Genomic DNA, 17,564 nt, shown 5'->3' with positions numbered 1-17,564 from the left:
CCAATGTCGAGGCCGGATGAACAACATCTAAGCCTGTCTGAAGCGCTTGCACTGGCCACCGCCCACCAACGCGCCGGCAACCTGCCCGTCGCTGCCCAACTCTACCAAGCCATCCTCGCCGTCGTTCCCCAACACGCAGAATCCTGGCACCAACTCGGCCTAATCCGGCTGCAACAAGGCGACCTCGATCAGGCCGACGCCAGCCTACGCCAAGCCCTGTCCTTCACCCCCGATATTGCCGCCTACTGGATGCACCATGGCATCATCCTCAAACGGCGTGGCCAACTGAATCAAGCGCTGGCCGCCTACGACCAAGCCCTGACGCTCCAATCCGACTACCCGGAAGCCCACAACAACCGCGGCAATGTGCTGAGCGACCTTGGCCGCCCGCGCGAGGCGCTTGCCGCCTTCGACCAGGCCGCACAGCTTAAGCCCAACTTCGCGGAAGCCAACCGCGGCCGCGCGCACAGCCTGAGCCAGCTCGGCCGGCTTCAGGATGCCCTGGCCGCCATTGACCAAGTCCTCGCCCTGCGCCCCGAGGATTCTGCCAGCCACGCCCAGCGCATCATCCTGCTCAAACGCCTCGACCGCCTCGACGAAGCACTCGCCGCCAGCGACGCCGCCCTAGCCCGCTTCCCCCAGGAGGCCGCTCTCTCCATCACCCGCGGCGGCATCCTCAAAGCCCAAGGCCGCATCGACGCCGCCTGCGCCGACTACCAGCGCGCGCTGACCCTTCAGCCCAACAACATCGAAGCCCTGATCAACCTGATCCAGGAACGCCGCCTGCCACCTGAGGTTCCCGCACTCGCCCCGCTGCAAGCCGCCCTCCATCAACCCAGGCTCGATGTGGTGCGGCGCAAAGACCTGCACTTCGCGCTGGCCACCCTGCACGACCAACGCCACGAGACCGACGCCGCCTTCCACCACTACCAAGCCGGCCATGCCGCCCGCGCCGAGCACCTGCGCCACCGCTACGACACCGACCAAGCCCGCGTCCGCCTCACCCGCCTGTGCCAGACCTGCACGACAGACTTCTTCACCGCCCGCCGCGCCTGGGGCCACCCCAGCACTAGGCCGATTTTCATCCTCGGTATGCCGCGCTCCGGCACCACCCTGACCGAGCAGATCCTCGGCAGCCACCAGCAAGTTTGCGCTGGCGGCGAGCAGCCGACCGTGGCGATGATGATCCGCCTGCTGCCGCGGCGCTATCCCGAGGCGGGTCGCTACCCGGCTGCGGTGACACGTCTCAGCCGCGAGCAACTCGCCGCCATGGCGCGCGGGTATCTGCGCAACCTGCCCGCGCCTTGCCTGGGCGCGGCCTGGGTGGTGGACAAGATGCCGCACAACTTCCAGCACCTGGGGCTGATCCGACTGCTGTTTCCGCACGCCCCTATCATCCATGTGCAGCGTGACCCGCGTGACAATGCGCTGTCGAACTATCAGCAAAACTTCGGCGCCCGCTTCGGCGGCATGGGCTTTGCGTTCGATCTGGAAAAGCTCGCGCGCCAGATCAACGACTACCACCGGGTGATGGCGCACTGGCGCGCCATCGGCTTGAACTTCTTCGAGTTCTGGTACGAAGACCTGGTGGCCGATCAGATCGGCGTGACCCGGCAGTTGCTCGACTATGTCGGGCTCGACTGGGACGACGGGGTGATGGACTTCCACCAGCTCGAGCGCTCGGTGCGCACCGCCAGTGTGGCCCAGGTGCGGCGCAAGATCTACCGCACCTCGGCCCAGAAATGGCGCCGCTACGAACAAGCGCTCCAACCCCTGATCGACGCCTTCGACCCGCGGTGGGTGCGCTACTACCCCGGCGCCGAGGCGCCCACCGCTGCGGAGACCGCATAAATGGCCTTGGTACCCCTCTCGCCTAGCCAACACGGCGACCTGCGTCTGGCGCCCGGGCCGCTGCGCCACCTGGAGGAACGCCCGCTGGTGGAGCTTGGCGTGGCCGAGGCCGCGCGCGCGGCACTCGACCTGCCGCTGGTGTTCATCGCGCGCGAGGAAGGACTGCACCTGTGCGCGCTGCTCTCCCCCACCGCCACCGACAACGCCCAACTCGGCCCGCGCGGGCGCTGGATGGGCGGTTACATGCCGGCGCTGATCCGCGCCCATCCGCTGGTGCTCGGTCCCGCCAGGGAGGGCGCCACCGCCCCGGTGCTAATCGACCCCGACAGCGACTGGTTCTCGCGCGACCAGGGCGAGCCGCTGTTCGATGCCCAGGGCCAGCCGAGCGCGGTGGTGACCCAGCGCATGGAGCGGCTGCGCACGCTGGCGCCCAACCCCGCGCGCGACGCCCCGGTGCTGGCGGCGGTGGCGGCCAGCGGTGTGCTGGCACCCTGGGAGGGCGCGCCCAAGGCCCTGCCCGGGCCGCTGCTCAGCGCCAGCCCGGCGCGGCTGGCGGCACTGGAGGCCGAGGTGTTGCTGCAACTGCACGCCGCCGGCGCCCTGGGGCTGTTGTATCTGCAGGAGGCCTCGCGCGCGCGGCTGGTGCGCCTGGAGGGGCTGGCCAAGCGCAAGGCGCAAGGGCGCAAGCAAGCCGCGCAGCGTGGCGTGAGCGAGACCACCGATTTTGTCCTGCGCCCCGATGAGGCACAGTTGCAGTTCGACGACCCCGATTCCGACGACGCGGAGGTGAATCCATGAGCGACTGGCCACATGGCTATGTCACCGAGGTGCCCTACACCTACGGCTTTTATCCCGAAGGGGTAGCGGCGCGCCTGGACTGGTTGGCGCTGAGCCAGGGCGCGAACCCGCCCGCGGCCGGGGGCACGGTGTTGGAGCTCGGCTGCGGCCAGGGCTTTGGGCTGTGCCTGATGGCGGCGGCCGATCCGACGCGGCAGTATATCGGGGTGGACTTCAACCCGGCCCATATCGCCCATGCCGAGGCCCTGGCGGCGCGTGCCGGATTGACCAATGCGCGCTTTCTCGAGGGGGATTTTCTCGCGCTCAGCGCGCTACCGGTCTTACCCTGGGGCGCGGTGGACTATGTGCTGGCACACGGCATTATTGCCTGGATCGAAGCGCCGGTGCGCGCCGCGCTGTTTGCGCTGATCGAGCGCAGCCTGCGCCCTGGCGGCCTCGCCATGCTCAGTTACAACACCTTGCCCGGTTGGCTGGCGAGCCATCCGTTGCAGCGGCTGATGCGCGAGTTCGCTGCTCGCCAGGGGGTGGGGGCGGCGGCCTTCGCGGGTGCGCTGGAGGCGGCAAAGCGCCTAGGCGCGGCGCAAGCCGTGTTGTTCACGGCCCAGCCGGGGCTGCCGGCGCGCCTGGAGAAGATTCAGGCGCAGCGCGCGCAAGGGCAGGATGACTATCTGTTCCATGAATACTTCAATGCCGCCTGGACGCCCTTTTACTGCACCGAGGTGATGGCCGAGGCGCGCGCGGCCAAGCTTGAATTTCTCGGCAGCGCCATGCTCGGCGACAACGAAATTGGCCTGATCCCGCCGGCGCAGCGTGAAATGCTGGGGGCGGCCGAGGATGTGCCGCTGCGCGAGCTGTATCGGGATCTGCTCACCAATCAGATGTTTCGCCGCGATGTCTTTGTGCGCGGACGCGTGCCGCTGTGGTCGGGCGAGCAGCGTGCGCGCCTGCGCGCGCAGCGCTTCAGCCTGGTGCGCGTGCCGGGGCGGGTGAGCTTGGCGTTCAAGACCGGTTTCGTCACCGTGCAGGGCAAGCCCGAGGTTTATCAGCCCTTGCTCGTGGCGCTGGAGCGCGGCGCGGCCTTCAGCTTGGCCGAGCTGAGTGCCGCGCTGCCCGGGATCGCCGAGACGCGCCTGGCGCAAGCCCTGTCGCTGCTCATCGACGCTGGCGTGGTGGTGGCTGGTGCGGCATCGGCCGATGCGAGCCCGGCGCGGGCATTTAACCGCGCGGTGGTTGATGCCGCGAGCGCGGGAGCGCCGGCGTATCGGCATCTGGCGCTGCCCGGCAGCGGCGCCGGGGTGGCGCTGGAGGCGCCGCAGATGCTGGCGCTAGCGGCCTATTGGGCGGAGGGCGCGCGTGAACTGCCGGCGCTGGCCCGTGCGGTGGCGGCGCGGCTGGAGGCGCTTGGGCGCCAGTTGCGGCGCGACGGGCAGGCGCTCGCACCCGGCGCTGCGACCGAGGCGGAGCTGATGCGCCAGCTTGACCCTTTCCTTGGCGAGACCCTGCCACTGTTGCAGCGCCTCGGCGTGCTGGATTGACACGGGTGGTGGCTGGCGCATGAGCCGTCGCATCGGTCGCGGCAAGCGACGCGGCGCGGCCAAGGCCCATCGGGCGGCTGATCGGCTATCAGGTCAGCCCAAGGCGCTGGCCGACGCTTTGCAGCAAGCGGTGGCGGCCAGCCGGCGCGGCGACTGGCCGGCGGTCGAGGTGGCCGCCCGGCGCGCGCTGCAACTGGACCCGAGCGCGGCCGATGCGGCCAGTAACCTGGGCGCGGCGCTGTTGAAACAAGGCCGCTTGGCGCAAGCCGAGGCGCTGCTCGGCGAAGCGCTGGTGCGCACGCCGGGACATCGGGCCCTGCTGCACAACCTGGCGGCAGTGTACCGCGCGCGCGGGGCGGTGGAACAGGCCGAGGCGCTGTTGCGCGAGGCACTCGCGCTGCTCCCCGCTGACCCGCTGAGCGATCTGGACACCGAGGTGGCGCTGTGCAACCTGCTGTTTGAGCAGCGGCGGCTGCCCGAATGCGATGCGCTGCTGGAGAAGATTATTGCCGCGCGGCCCGGGGATGCCAACGCGCACATGCGCTTGGGGGTGAACCGCATGTGGGCGGGTCAACTGAGTGCGGCGGCGGCCAGTTTGCACCGGGCCATTGCCTTGCAACCGGACTTGGCCGAGGCGCATAACAACCTGGGCAATGTGCTCAAAAACCAGGGCCAGATCGCTGCCGCCGAGGCCGCCATGCGCCAGGCGTTGCGCTTGGATGCCGGCCTGGTCAAGGCACACAGCAATTTGCTGCTAACACTGAACTACCGCGCCGATATCGACAGCGCGACCCTGTTTGACGAACACCGGACCTATCGAGCGACCTTGGAGCGCGGGGACCCTGAGGCGCGTGCCGCGGCCGCCTGGTCGGCGCCGGGGCTGGCACAGGCGCAGCGCCCACTGCGCTTGGGGCTGGTGTCGGCCGATCTGCGCGAGCATGCGGTGGGCTGGTTTATGCAGGGCGTGCTGCCGCACCTGTGCTCGGAGCGCCTGACACTCCATGTCTATGACACCCATTTTCGCGCTGATGCGCTGAACATCGCGCTGCGCGCCTATTGCACCACTTGGGTGGAGGTACGGCGTTTGGACGACGCAGCCCTGGCCGCGCGCATCCGCGACGATGGCATTGATGTGCTGATCGACCTGGCTGGACACAGTGCCGGGCATCGCTTGGGGGTGTTCGCCCGCCGTCCGGCACCCCTGCAAGTGACCTGGCTCGGTTACCCCAATACGACTGGCCTAACAACCATGACCTATCGGCTGGTGGATGCCATCACTGATCCGCCGGCGACCGATGCCTACCATAGCGAGCGCCTGATCCGGCTGCCAGATGGCTTTTTGTGCTACCGCCCCCCGTCGGCGGTGGCCGCGCTGGCGGTCTGCCAGCCACCGCTGTGCGGCGGGCGGGCACTGACCTTCGGCTCATTCAACAACCTGGCCAAGATCACCCCTGCAACCCTGGGGCTGTGGGTGCGCATTTTAGGCGCCGTACCAAAGGCGCTGTTGGTGCTGAAAAGCGGCAAGGTGGTCGATCCGGAAGTGTGGTCGCGGCTGCTGGAGGCCCTGGCCGCGCAGGGTGTGGCGCCGCAGCGCCTGCGGATATGGCCCGGCACGCCAGGGGTGGCCGCGCATTTGGCATGCTATCACCATGTGGATATCGCGCTTGACACCTTCCCCTACAACGGCACCACCACCACGGTGGAAGCGCTGTGGATGGGCGTGCCGGTGGTCAGCGAATGCGGCGACCGCCATGCCGCGCGGGTGGGCGCGAGCATTCTGACGCGGCTGGAGCTGCCCGAGCTGATCGCCCAGGACGCCGATGAGTATGTGCGCATCGCCGTTGAACTGGCGCAAGACCCCGAGCGCCTGCGCCGCTATCGCGCCACCCTGCGCCCCAGACTGGAAGCCAGCGCGCTGCGCGACGAGGTTGGCTTTGCGCGCACCTTGGAGTGGGCGCTGCGCGAGATGTGGCGCATTCACTGCGCCGGCGAGGAGCCGCGTGTTTTTGAGGTGCCATCGCAACGCGATCCGAACCAACCGTCCCCCATCCAAGCCGCCGAGCAAGCCCTGGCCGAAGGCGCGCTGGCGCGTCTGTTGCCTACCCCGCCCATGCCCACCGCCGAACCGAGCCCCAGCACCCTGAGCGACACCCACTGGACCCTGACCATCGCTGATGAGGTGAAGGTCTGCGTACCCCCTGATGTCAAGCGCATGACCACCTTCGTACTGCTGGAGCAGGAAGAGTGGTTCGAGGCCGAGTTGGCGTTTCTGCGCGCGTTGGTCCAACCCGGCATGGGTGTGCTCGACATCGGCGCCAATCACGGCGTCTATGCCTTGAGCCTGGCTCAACGGCTGCACGGGCAGGGCCGGGTGATTGCCTGCGAGCCCGCCAGCGCACCGGCTGAAATGCTAGATCGCAGCATTGTCGAGAATGGCTTCGCGGATGTGCTGACCCTGCTGCGCGTCGGCCTGTCGGATCATGAAGGCGAGGCGACGCTCACCATCAGCGACAACAGCGAACAAAACAGCTTGAGTGCTGCCGCCAACGCGCCCTCCACCCAGACCGAGACCATCCGCCTGACCACCCTAGATGCGCTGCTGGACTCCGCCGAGTGGCCCGAGGGCTTTAAGGCAGACCTGGTTAAGCTCGACGCCGAAGGCGAGGAACTGTGCATTTTGCAGGGCGGCGTGCGCTTTTTCGCTGAGCACGACCCGCTGGTGCTGTGCGACATCCGCCGGGGCGATACCATCGACAGCGAGCTGATCGCCGCGCTGCGCGGTTTCGGGTTGGATCTCTACCGGCTAATCCCGGGGGTGAACGCCCTAGTGCCGGTGGCGGCGGATGAGGCGCTCGATGCGTTTCAGATGAACCTCTTCGCCTGCCGCCCCACTCGGGCCGAGCCACTGCGCGCGACCGGTTGGCTGCTCAGTGCCAAGGACGCCTCCCAGACGCCGCCGCCGCCGGCGCACCACTGGCCGCAGGCGCTGGCCGGGTTGCCCTATTTGGCCGCCCTGGCCCCCGACGGGCAAGCCCTGAGCGCCTGGCAACAGGCCGCGCGCGGCGATGACCCGCATTGGGCGGACTATGAACAGGCGCTTGATGCCTATCTGAGCGCGGCGGACCCGACGCAGCCCCTGACGGCGCGCTGGGCCTGGCTGCGGGCGAGCCTGGCGGCCCTGCAGCGCCTGGACGCCGCCGGCGATACCCATCTGGCGACCCGCTTGCTGCACATCCGGGTGTTGCTCGCCGTCGGCGCGCGCGCCGCGGCGGTGCAACGCAACCGGGCGCTGGTCGAGGCGCTGCAACAAGACCTCAAGGCGCGCACGGATCGCCCGCTGTTGCCGCCGCGACTGGCGGATGACCACCGCACCCCGCGCGGCACCGTGGCGAGCTGGCTGCAAGCGGTGATCTGCGAGAGCTTCGAGCACCAGCGCGCCCTGTCGGCCTACCTGCATCGCAACGGTGCGGTGCTCGGCCTGCTGGGTGCGAACCCTGATCGCGACCTGGCGATGGACCGGCGTCTGGCGCTGCTGCTGCTCGCGGCCGGGCAGGCGCCGGTGCCGCCGGCGGTGATGCAGCGGCTGCTGGGCGCCGGTGGGGGGAATGCGCCGGTGTGGGCCGGGCTGCTGCGCGCATCGGCGCCCCTGCGCCTGTGCCTGGGCGGGCGCGAGCGCAAGCCCGGCTGGCGGGTGGTGAATATCGCCCCCGGACCGGCGGTGGACGAGGTGGCCGATATTCGCGACCTGTCGCGCTATGGCGATGGGAGTTGCCTGGAGATCTACGCCAGCCATGTGCTTGAGCATGTGCCGCAGAAAGCGTTTTTGCCGACGCTGCAGGGCCTGCGCCGGCTGCTGCGCGCCGATGGACGGCTGCTGATCAGCGTGCCGGACATGGATCTGCTCGGCCGCGCGGTGAGCGATCCCAAGCGGCCGTTGCAAGAGCGCTTTCATCTGATGCGCATGCTCTTTGGCGGGCAGGTGGATGAGCATGATTTCCACTACATCGGGTTGAACTTCGACATCCTGGCGAGCTTTCTGCGCCAGGCCGGCTTCGCGCGGGTGGAGCGGGTGGAACGCTTTGGGCTGTTCAAGGACACCAGCGATCTGGCCCCCTATGGGGAACGGATCAGTTTGAATGTGGTGGCTTATCCCGAGACCCGAAAATCCCTGCCTGACAACCACCGCGCGGAATCCGCCCCGGAGACCCACCCATGAGCGCAGCCGACAAGTCTCTCCCGGGGGGGCAAAACACTGAAGCGCGTCCGCTGGACGCGCTGATCGCCGCCTATCGCCGGCGCGAGTATGCGCGGGTTGTCCCCTTGGCGCGCGCGCTGCTCAAGGCCCAGCCGGGGCAGTGTTTTGTGTGGAAGCTGCTGGGCCTGGCGCTGGCCGCCCTGGGAGAGCACGAGTCGGCGCTTGAGGCCAAGGAGCAGGCGGTGCGCTGCGCGCCCGAGGACGGCGAGGCGCACAGTAACCTGTGCAATACGCTGCGCCAGCTCGGGCGCTTGGAGGAGGCCGAACGCCATGGCCGACGCGCGGTGGCGCTGGCGCCCGGGTTGGCGATGGCGCATGCCAATCTGAGCGCGGTGCTGTTGCGCCAAAGCCAGGCGCGGGAAGCCGCCCATTTTGCCCGTCAGGCGCTCGCATTGCAGGCGGACATGCCCGAGGCCAAGGCGAATCTGGCCGCCGCCCTGTTGCAGTTGGGTGGGCATCGGGAGGCGCAGCGGTTGTACCGGGAGTTGGTGACGGCCGCGCCCGGGTATGCCGCGGCCTGGCGGGGGCTTGCCTTCGCGCACAACCACCTTGGGTTCGAGGACGAGGCGCTGGGGGCGTGGCAGCGTGCGCTGAGCCTGGCGCCCGAGGATGCTGAGAACTGGAGCGCACTGGCGCTGGCGCAGGTGGAGCGCGGGCGCTTTGCCGAGGCTGAGCGGCATTATCGCGAAGCGCTGCGCCGCGATCCGAACAAGGTCGAGGCCTGGGCCGGGCTGGTGAAGCTGCGGCGCATGACCCCCGAGGACGGTGAGTGGCTGCGCCGGGCCGAGGAGCTGCTAGGCGGGGAGCTGGCCGTTGTCAGCGAGATTGAGCTGCGCTTTGCGATGGGCAAGTTCTGCAATGATGTGGGCGACTACCAACAAGCCTTCGCCTACTACCAGAGCGCCAACGCGCGCAAGCGCGCGCAGTTGCCGCCCTATAACCGGGAGGCCGAGGCGCGGCTGGCCGAACGCCTGATCCGTTTGCATCGGCCCGAGCAGCTTAACGCGGTGCGCCCCGGCGCCAGTGATTCGCGCCGCGCGGTGTTCATCATCGGGATGCCGCGCTCGGGCACCTCGCTGACCGAGCAGATGCTGGCCTCCCATCCCGAGGTGCTGGGGGCCGGGGAGCTGGGGTATTGGCGCGAAGCGGCCAATGCGCATCCGGCGGCCTTTCAGGATGGCGCCTACAGCGATGCCTTGCTGCGCCAACTGGCCGAGGGCTACTTGCAGGAATTGGCTTTTCGGGCGCGTGCGCGCCCAAACGCGCGCTATGTGATCGATAAGATGCCGGGTAATGTCTGGCATCTGGGGCTGATCGCGGCGGTGTTTCCGCACGCGCGCTTTGTGCATGTGACGCGTGATCCGCGCGATACCTGTTTGTCGATTTACTGTCAGAATTTCGATCAGACCCATCTGTATGCCAGCGATCTGGAGGATTTGGCCTGGCATTACCGGCTCTATCATCGGTTGATGACGCATTGGCACGCGGTGCTGCCGGCGCGGCGGTTGCTGGCGGTGCCCTATGAGGGGCTGGTGGATGATCCCGAGGGCTGGGCGCGGCGCCTGCTGGCTTTTTTGGAGCTGCCCTGGGATGCGCGGGTGCTCGCGCATGAGCAGACCGAACGGCGGGTGGGCACGGCGAGCAACTGGCAGGCGCGCCAGCCGATTTACAAAACCAGCAAGGAACGCTGGCGGCGCTACGGTGATTGCCTGGAGCCGCTGATGGGGTTGCAGGGGTTGGCGGGCTTCACCGGCGAGACGGCGGCGGAGAGCGTGACCAACCCGCCAGAACCGCCGCTGGGTTCATCGTCGCCTGGTTCGTCGCCGGCGGCGACGGCGCGCTTCAGCGAGCGCTGGCGTGCGCAGCGCCAGAAGAAGAAACATCACAAACGCGCGCGGGCCGCGAACAAATCCGTCGCGGGTGTTACAGCGGGTCTTGCGGGGCTGTTTAATGCCGCCTTGCAAGCGCAGCAGCGCGGGGCCTTGGAGGAGGCTGTGCGCGGCTATGACGAGGTGTTGGCGGTTCGGGCGGATCTGACCCCCGCGCACAATAATCGGGCGGCGGCATTGCGGGAACTCGGGCGGTTCGAGGAGGCGCTTGCAGCTTGCAACCAAGCGCTGGCGCGAGAGCCAGGTTATGTGGAAGCGCATTGCAACCGGGGGAATGCGTTGCAGGACCTTGGGCGCATGGAGGAGGCGCTTGGCGCCTATGAGCAAGCGCTGCGGCCGAGCTATGACGAGGCCCACAGTAACCGGGGCGCGGTGTTGTGGAAACTCGGGCGGCCACGGGATGCGCTGCAAGCCTGTGACCGGGCGCTGGCGCTAAATCCGGGCTATCTCGAGGCGCACTATAACCGCGCCAATGCGTTGCAGGATCTCGGTCTGCTGGAGCAGGCACTGGGCGCCTATGATCAGGTGTTGGCGCTCAATCCCGGTTACGTGGCGGCCCATCAGAATCGTGCCATGGCGTTGCGTAAGCTGGGGCGGTTGGCGGAGGCGCTGCAGGGTTGCGAACGCGCGCTGGCCTTAAAACCGGATGCCGCGGAAGTGCTTGGCGGTCGGGGGGTGGTGCTGCAGGAAATGGGGCGGTTGGAGGAGGCGCTTGGCGCTTATGAGCAGGTGATGCGGATGCAGCCTGGCGCGCCGGAGGCGCCGATGAACAAGGCCAACATACTGCGGGATCTTGGGCGCTTGACGGAAGCGCTCGAAGCCTATGATCAAGCCTTGGCCGTGAAGCCTGACTATGCGGATGCGCACTCCAATCGGCTGTTACTAAGGCACTATTTCGAAGCGGTGACGCCCGCCACGCTGTTGGCCGAGGCGGGGCGTTTCAATCAGTGCCTAACGCGCGTGCTGCCCGCGCTGCAACTCCGGCGGAGCGCGGGTCGTCGGTTGCGTGTTGGGTATGTCTCCGGGGATTTATGCCAACACCCGGTGGCGTTTTTTCTCGAGGCCTTGTTAGCGTGGCAGGATCGCTCGCGCCTTGAGACGCTGGCCTACTCCACCGACGTTCGTGAAGACGCGGTGACCGCGCGGCTGCGGGAGCGCTTCGATGGCTGGCGATCGCTGGTCGGTTGGGCGGATGCGGAGGCGGCCGAGGCCATCCGTGCCGATGAAGTCGATATCCTGATCGACCTCTCGGGGCATACGGCTCATCATCGCCTGGGTGTTTTCGCCCAACGCGCGGCCCCGGTACAAGTCACCTGGCTGGGGTATTTCGGGACCACCGGGGTGAGCGAAATGGATTATCTGCTCGGTGATCCCTATGTGACGCCGGCTGGGGAAGAGGATCATTTCTCCGAGCGTGTCTGGCGCCTGCCGGAGAGCTATTTGTGCTTTTCGGCGCCACAGGAGGCGCCGGCGGTCGCGGCGCTCCCGGCGCGGGGCGCCGGGACGGTGACATTCGGCAACTTCAACAACCTGGCGAAAATGACCGAGCGGGTGGTTGCGGTCTGGGCGCGGATTCTGCATGCGCTGCCGAATGCGCGCTTGTTCCTGAAGACCAAGCAGTTGGCCGATCCGAGCGCGGTGGCGCAGGCGCGCGCGCGCTTCGCGGCGCATGGCATCGGCCCCGAGCGTTTGCGCCTGGAGGGGCCGGCCCCCAGAGCCGAGCTGCTGGCGGCCTATGCGCAGGTGGATATCGCGCTTGATCCCTTCCCCTATCCCGGCGGCACCACCTCCTGCGAGGCGCTGTGGATGGGGGTGCCGGTGCTGACCAAACGCGGGGATCGGTTCCTGTCGCATGTCGGTGAGAGCATCGCGCACAACGCCGGCCTGCCCGAGTGGATCGCGGCGGACGATGCCGATTACGTGGCCAAGGCGGTGGCCTTCGCCGCGGATCTGGATGCCCTAGCAGCCTTACGGGCGCGCCTGCGCGAGCAGGTGGCCGCCTCGCCGCTGTTCGACGCACCGCGCTTCGCCCGCCATTTCGAGGCGGCGCTGCGGGGCATGTGGGACGAGACGATGACGAGGTCCGCCGGCTGATGGGGACGCAACTGCTGTCGCCATCCCTGTGCCCCGTCTGCTACCACGCGGTGGCCGCGCCCTTCTTCGCCGGCGGTGCGCAACCGCTCGCCACCCTGGGCTGGCCGCGCAGCACCGAAGACGCCCAGGCGATGCCGCGCTATCCGCTGGACTTTGTGCAATGCCCGCGCTGCACCCATGTGTGGAACCGCTCCTTCACCTACGAGGCCGTGCCCTACGCGGATCATCCTAACCGCATGTTCAACACCGGCCTGATCTGGCAGGGCCATCTGACGGCGGTGCGGCATCTGCTGCTGGAACGCCTGCCGGAGCATCCAACGGTGGTGGATATCGGCTGCGGCGAAGGGCACTTTGTGCGCGGCCTGGCCGAGGCGCGGGGCGGGCAGGGGCGCTTTCTGGGCTTCGATCCGAACGCCAGCGGCGAGACCGGCCAGGGGCTGGAGTTTCATGCGCGCTTTTTCGAGCCGCTCGCGGACATGCCGGCCTTTGCCCCCGATGCCGTGGTGTTGCGCCATGTGCTGGAGCACATGACCGATCCGGTGTGCCTGGTCGAGCAACTGGCCTGGGGCGCGGCCGGCTTGGACAAACCCTTATGGCTGTTCGCCGAGATGCCCTGCATCGACCGGGTATTCGAGACCGGGCGGCTGGCGGACTTTTTCTACGAGCACCCGTCGCAGTTCACCACCCGCTCCTTCCGAACCCTGATGGAAAGGGCGGGAGAGGTGGTCGAACTGGCGCATGGCTATGATCGGGAGGTGATCTATGCCCTGGTCAAGCTACGGGTGGCGCCGGAGTTGGTCGCCAAAGTGCGCGAGGCCAGCGCCTTTGCCGCCGCCAGCCAAGAACAGATCGCGACCATCCGCGAGCAGCTCGACGCGCTAGCGGCCAGCGGTCAGCGTATCGCCATCTGGGGCGGCACCGGCAAGGCGGCGGCCTTCATGCACTTCTATGGCGTCGATGCCGAGCGCTTCCCGCTGGTGGTGGATTCAGACCTTGGCAAGGTCGGCACCCATGTGCCCGGCTGCGGGCAGCGGATCGTCTTTCGCGATGCGCTGAAAGAACAACCCGTCGATGTGGTGATCGTGCCCATGCAGTGGCGCGCGCGCGATGTGCTGGCGGAGATGGCACGCGAGGGGATTGGCGTTGGACAGGTGCTGATTGAGCATGTCGGGCGGTTGGTGGATTATGCGGATGGGGGGCATCCTTACGGCTGACCCAAACGCCAGCGATGCGCCCATGGCGCTGTTAAGATTAGGGACATGAACAAAGCGCAACTCAAACATATCGCCGCGGCGCTGCATGCCATCGCCCTGGCGCAGTTTGCCGTCTTCGGCTATACCGGCTTGATCGCGCAGCCCGTCGCCTGGGTGCAGTTGGTCTTGTCGATTCTGGGGTTTTTCAATATCGAATTCGTCGCGGTCTGGGTACTGTCCTATGTGCGCGACGGGGAGGAGGAATCATGAGCACGACCGTCGGCTTGCTGTTGCTCCTGTTGCTGCTGGTGAATCTGATCGGCGGTGGGCTGATCGTCTACCTGCGCCATCATCCGCCCGGCGGCTAATGCGCCCCACCACCCTGGTCACCGGCGGCGCTGGCTTTCTCGGCTCGCACCTGTGCGAGCGACTGCTGGCCGACGGGCACGACGTGCTCTGCGTCGATAACTTCTACACCGGCAGCAAGGACAACATCCGCCATCTGCTCGGCCATCCGCGCTTTGAGCTGCTGCGCCACGATGTCTGGCTGCCGCTCTATGTCGAGGTCGAGCGCATCTATAACCTCGCCTGCCCGGCCAGCCCAGTGCATTACCAGAGTGACCCGGTGGCCACCACCAAGACCTCGGTGCTGGGCGCGATCAACATGCTCGGACTGGCCAAACGCAAGCGCGCGCGGCTGTTGCAAGCCTCCACCAGCGAGGTCTATGGCGACCCGCGGCAGCATCCGCAAACTGAAGACTACTGGGGCCACGTCAACCCCATCGGCGCGCGCGCCTGCTATGACGAAGGCAAGCGTTGCGCCGAGACCCTGTGCTTCGACTACGCCCGCCAGGTCGGTGTCGAGGTGCGGGTGGCGCGCATCTTCAACACCTATGGCCCGCGCATGCACCCCAACGATGGCCGGGTGGTGAGCAACTTCATCGTCCAGGCGCTCAAAGGCGAGCCCATCACCCTGTACGGCGACGGCAGCCAGACCCGCTCCTTCTGCTACGTCGATGACCTGATCGAAGGCCTGGTGCGGCTAATGCGCCAGGACGAGGACACTGGCCCGATCAACCTCGGCAATCCCAGCGAATGCAGCGTGCGGGAACTGGCCGAGACCATTCTGCGCCTGACTGGCTCAAACAGCCGATTGGAGTTCCGACCGCTACCAGCGGATGATCCGATTCGCCGCCAGCCGGATATCACCCGCGCCCGGCGGGTGTTGAGCTGGGAGCCACGGGTGGGGTTGGAGGAGGGGTTGCGGGAGACGATTGCCTACTTTCGCGCGCTGGATGCCTGAGGCACATGACGCTGATGTTTGCTGACGCCCTCGCTGCCGCCACCGCACACCACCGTGCCGGCAATCTCCCCGCCGCCGCCCAGCTCTACCAAGCCATCCTCGCCGCCGTCCCCCAACACGCCGAGGCCTGGCACCAGCTCAGCCTGATCCACCTTCAGCAAGGAACGCTCGACCAAGCCGACACCAGCCTGCGCCAAGCCCTGGCCATTGACCCGAGCAACCCCGCCTACTGGATGCACCACGGCATTGTCCTCAAACGCCGTGGTCAGCTCGACCAAGCCCTGGCGGCCTACGACCACGCGCTAACCCTCAAACCCGACTACGCCGAAGCCCACACCAATCGCGGCAATGTGCTGAGCGACCTCGGTCGCCGCGATGTGGCTCTGGCCGCCTTCGACAACGCCCTGCGCCTCAACCCCAATGCGCTGGAAGCCCATCGTGGCCGGGGCGCGATGCTCAGCGCGCTGAACCGCCAGCGCGACGCCCTGGCTGCCTATGACCAGGCCCTCAGCCTGCAACCGCGCGACCGGCTCAGCCTCACCAACCGCATCCTGGTGCTCAAACGCCTCGGTCGCCTGGATGACGCCCTCAGCGCCTGCGACCAGGCCCTCGCCCGGTTCCCCGAGGACGCCGCCCTGCACAACACCCGCGGCGGTCTCCTCAAAGCCCAGGGCCAGATCGACTCAGCCTGCGCAAGCTACCAGCGCGCCCTGGCCTGCCAGCCCGACAGCGTCGAGGCCCTGATCAACCTCGCCCAGGAAGGACGCCTGCCACCCGAGCCCGCCGCCCTCGCCACCCTGCAAGCGGCGCTCAACCAACCCCATCTGGACGTGGTGCGGCGCAAAGATCTGCACTTCGCCCTCGGCCATCTGCACGACCGCCAGCAGCAACCCGAGCGCGCCTTCGCCCACTACCAAGCCGGCCACGCCGCCCGCGCCGAACACCTGCGCCATCGCTATGATGTCGAGCAAGCCCGCGCCCGCGTCCAATGGCTGTGCCAGACCTTCACCGCCGAGTTCTTCACCACCCGCCGCGACTGGGGCCAGCCCGACGCCCGACCGATCTTCATCCTCGGCATGCCCCGTTCCGGCACCACCCTGACCGAGCAGATCCTGGCCAGTCACCCCCAGATCCAGCCCGGCGGCGAACGTCCCACCCTCGGTCGCCTCGCCCAGCGCTGGAGCGGCCAGCCTAGGCCGCCCGGTCATCGCCACCATCCCAAGGCCCTCACCAGTGGCGAAGCCCAGCGCCTGGCCGCGCGCTACCGGCAAGCCCTGCCCGCCACCCAGCCCGAGCAGCGCGCCACCGACAAGATGCCGCATAATTTCGAACACCTGTGGCTGATCGCGCTGCTCTTTCCCCAGGCCACCGTCCTGCATTGCCAGCGCGACCCCATGGCCACCTGCTGGTCGATCTACAGCCACAACTTCGCCACCGGCCATGCCTACGCCGATGACCTGATCACCTTGGGCGCGCACTACCGCGACTACCAGACCCTGATGGCCCACTGGCAGCAAGTCCTGCCCATCCCGATCCATAGCGTCCGCTACGAAGCCTTGGTCAGCGATCCCGAGCCGCAGATCCGCGCCCTGCTCGATCACTGCGGACTTGCATTCCACCCCGATTGCCTGCACCCCGAGCACAGCACCCGCGCGGTCAAGACCGCCAGCGCCGCGCAGGTCAACCAGCCGATTCACACCCAGGCGATTGAGCGCTGGCGGCGGTATGAGGGGCTGTTGCAGGGGTTGGTGGGGGTGTTGGCTTGCGCAAGCACCGGGTAAGGCGCTCCCATCTTATCCAGCGAATCGGCTACACTCTGCCGCTGCGCGAGGAGCAGCTCAAAGAGCGCCTCGGCGAGCGCTTTCGGGAGTTGGACGTGCCGCTGTTGCTCGAATGGCCCGATGGCCGCCGCCAGGCACTGCTGTTTGTCTTCGAGGAGGAAACCGAGCCTGGGCGCTTCTCCATCCATCGCCTGGCCCATTACTGCCTGGACCTGTCCGAGCTCTACCAGACCGAGCGCGTGGTGCCGGTGGTCATCTTCCTGCACCCCGGTGGCTTCCGCGAAACGCTCAGCCTCGGCAGCGACACGCGCGCCTATCTGCAGTTCAGCTATCTGGCCTGTGCGCTGTTCGGGCTCAAGGCGCGCGATTACTTCGACAGCCCCAACCTGGTCGCGCGCCTGAACCTGCCCAACATGCAGTATGCGCCCGAGGAGAAGGTTGAAGTCTACGCCCAAGCCGTGCGCGGCCTGCGCACGCTGGAACCCGACCGCGAGCGGCAGATCAAATACCTCGACTTCGTCGACATCTATGCCGCTCTTGATGAGAATGAACGCCAGCGCTACCAGCAACACTATGCCGAGGAGATCGAGACCATGAGCGCGTTTGCTGATCGTTTTATTGAACAGGGTTTGCAGCAGGGAGTGCAGCAGGGTTTGCAGCAGGGCGAGGCCACCATCTTGATGCGCCAGTTCGCGCGGAAATTCGGCACTGATTCGGCCGAGACCTACCGCCCGCGTATCGAATCCGCCGAGCCCGAGCAGCTCGAGGCCTGGTCCGAGCGCATCCTCAGCGCCGAGACCCCCGAGACGATTTTTCACTGAGGCGCGATCCTCGCCAATCAGCGCAGTGAGATGCCCAGGCGGCG

General features: G+C 67.5%; 10 protein-coding genes. All 10 read left to right on the top strand.

The window, feature by feature from the left end:
* Nucleotides 1-3 precede the first annotated feature (3 nt).
* Nucleotides 4-1,851 (top strand): tetratricopeptide repeat-containing sulfotransferase family protein, encoded by a 1,848-nt coding sequence (locus Thiosp_RS24305; protein ID WP_201066626.1) that lies wholly within the window; start codon nt 4-6, stop codon nt 1,849-1,851.
* Nucleotides 1,852-2,649 (top strand): SapC family protein, encoded by a 798-nt coding sequence (locus Thiosp_RS24300; RefSeq protein WP_201066628.1) that lies wholly within the window; start codon nt 1,852-1,854, stop codon nt 2,647-2,649.
* Nucleotides 2,646-4,184 carry a class I SAM-dependent methyltransferase gene (locus Thiosp_RS24295; protein WP_201066630.1) on the top strand — a complete coding sequence of 513 codons (1,539 nt, stop codon included), beginning with the start codon at nt 2,646-2,648 and terminating at the stop codon, nt 4,182-4,184. The genes Thiosp_RS24300 and Thiosp_RS24295 overlap by 4 nt, the downstream gene beginning before the upstream one ends.
* A 19-nt stretch (nt 4,185-4,203) precedes the next feature.
* Nucleotides 4,204-8,400, top strand: coding sequence for an FkbM family methyltransferase (locus Thiosp_RS24290; protein ID WP_201066632.1), 4,197 nt, complete (start codon nt 4,204-4,206; stop codon nt 8,398-8,400).
* Nucleotides 8,397-12,422 carry a tetratricopeptide repeat protein gene (locus Thiosp_RS24285; RefSeq protein WP_201066634.1) on the top strand — a complete coding sequence of 1,342 codons (4,026 nt, stop codon included), beginning with the start codon at nt 8,397-8,399 and terminating at the stop codon, nt 12,420-12,422. Before Thiosp_RS24290 ends, Thiosp_RS24285 begins: the two co-directional genes overlap by 4 nt.
* On the top strand, nt 12,422-13,636 hold the full coding sequence (locus Thiosp_RS24280; protein WP_201066636.1) for a class I SAM-dependent methyltransferase: 1,215 nt from the start codon (nt 12,422-12,424) through the stop codon (nt 13,634-13,636). The genes Thiosp_RS24285 and Thiosp_RS24280 overlap by 1 nt, the downstream gene beginning before the upstream one ends.
* A gap of 45 nt (nt 13,637-13,681) precedes the next feature.
* Nucleotides 13,682-13,885 (top strand): hypothetical protein, encoded by a 204-nt coding sequence (locus tag Thiosp_RS24275; protein ID WP_201066638.1) that lies wholly within the window; start codon nt 13,682-13,684, stop codon nt 13,883-13,885.
* Between the two features lie 97 nt (nt 13,886-13,982).
* Nucleotides 13,983-14,918, top strand: a complete 936-nt coding sequence (locus tag Thiosp_RS24270) for a UDP-glucuronic acid decarboxylase family protein (RefSeq protein WP_201066640.1) — start codon at nt 13,983-13,985, stop codon at nt 14,916-14,918.
* Between the two features lie 5 nt (nt 14,919-14,923).
* Nucleotides 14,924-16,699, top strand: coding sequence for a tetratricopeptide repeat-containing sulfotransferase family protein (locus tag Thiosp_RS24265; RefSeq protein ID WP_323696758.1), 1,776 nt, complete (start codon nt 14,924-14,926; stop codon nt 16,697-16,699).
* Complete coding sequence (locus tag Thiosp_RS24260; RefSeq protein ID WP_323696757.1) at nt 16,681-17,520, top strand: DUF4351 domain-containing protein; 840 nt, start codon at nt 16,681-16,683, stop codon at nt 17,518-17,520. Before Thiosp_RS24265 ends, Thiosp_RS24260 begins: the two co-directional genes overlap by 19 nt.
* The last annotated feature ends 44 nt before the right edge of the window (nt 17,521-17,564 follow it).

The sequence above is a fragment of the Thiorhodovibrio litoralis genome (genome assembly GCF_033954455.1).
In the GTDB taxonomy this organism is placed as follows: Bacteria; Pseudomonadota; Gammaproteobacteria; order Chromatiales; family Chromatiaceae; genus Thiorhodovibrio; species Thiorhodovibrio litoralis.
Note: the sequence above shows the minus strand (reverse complement) of the source record. Positions and strands in the feature narration are given on the sequence as shown.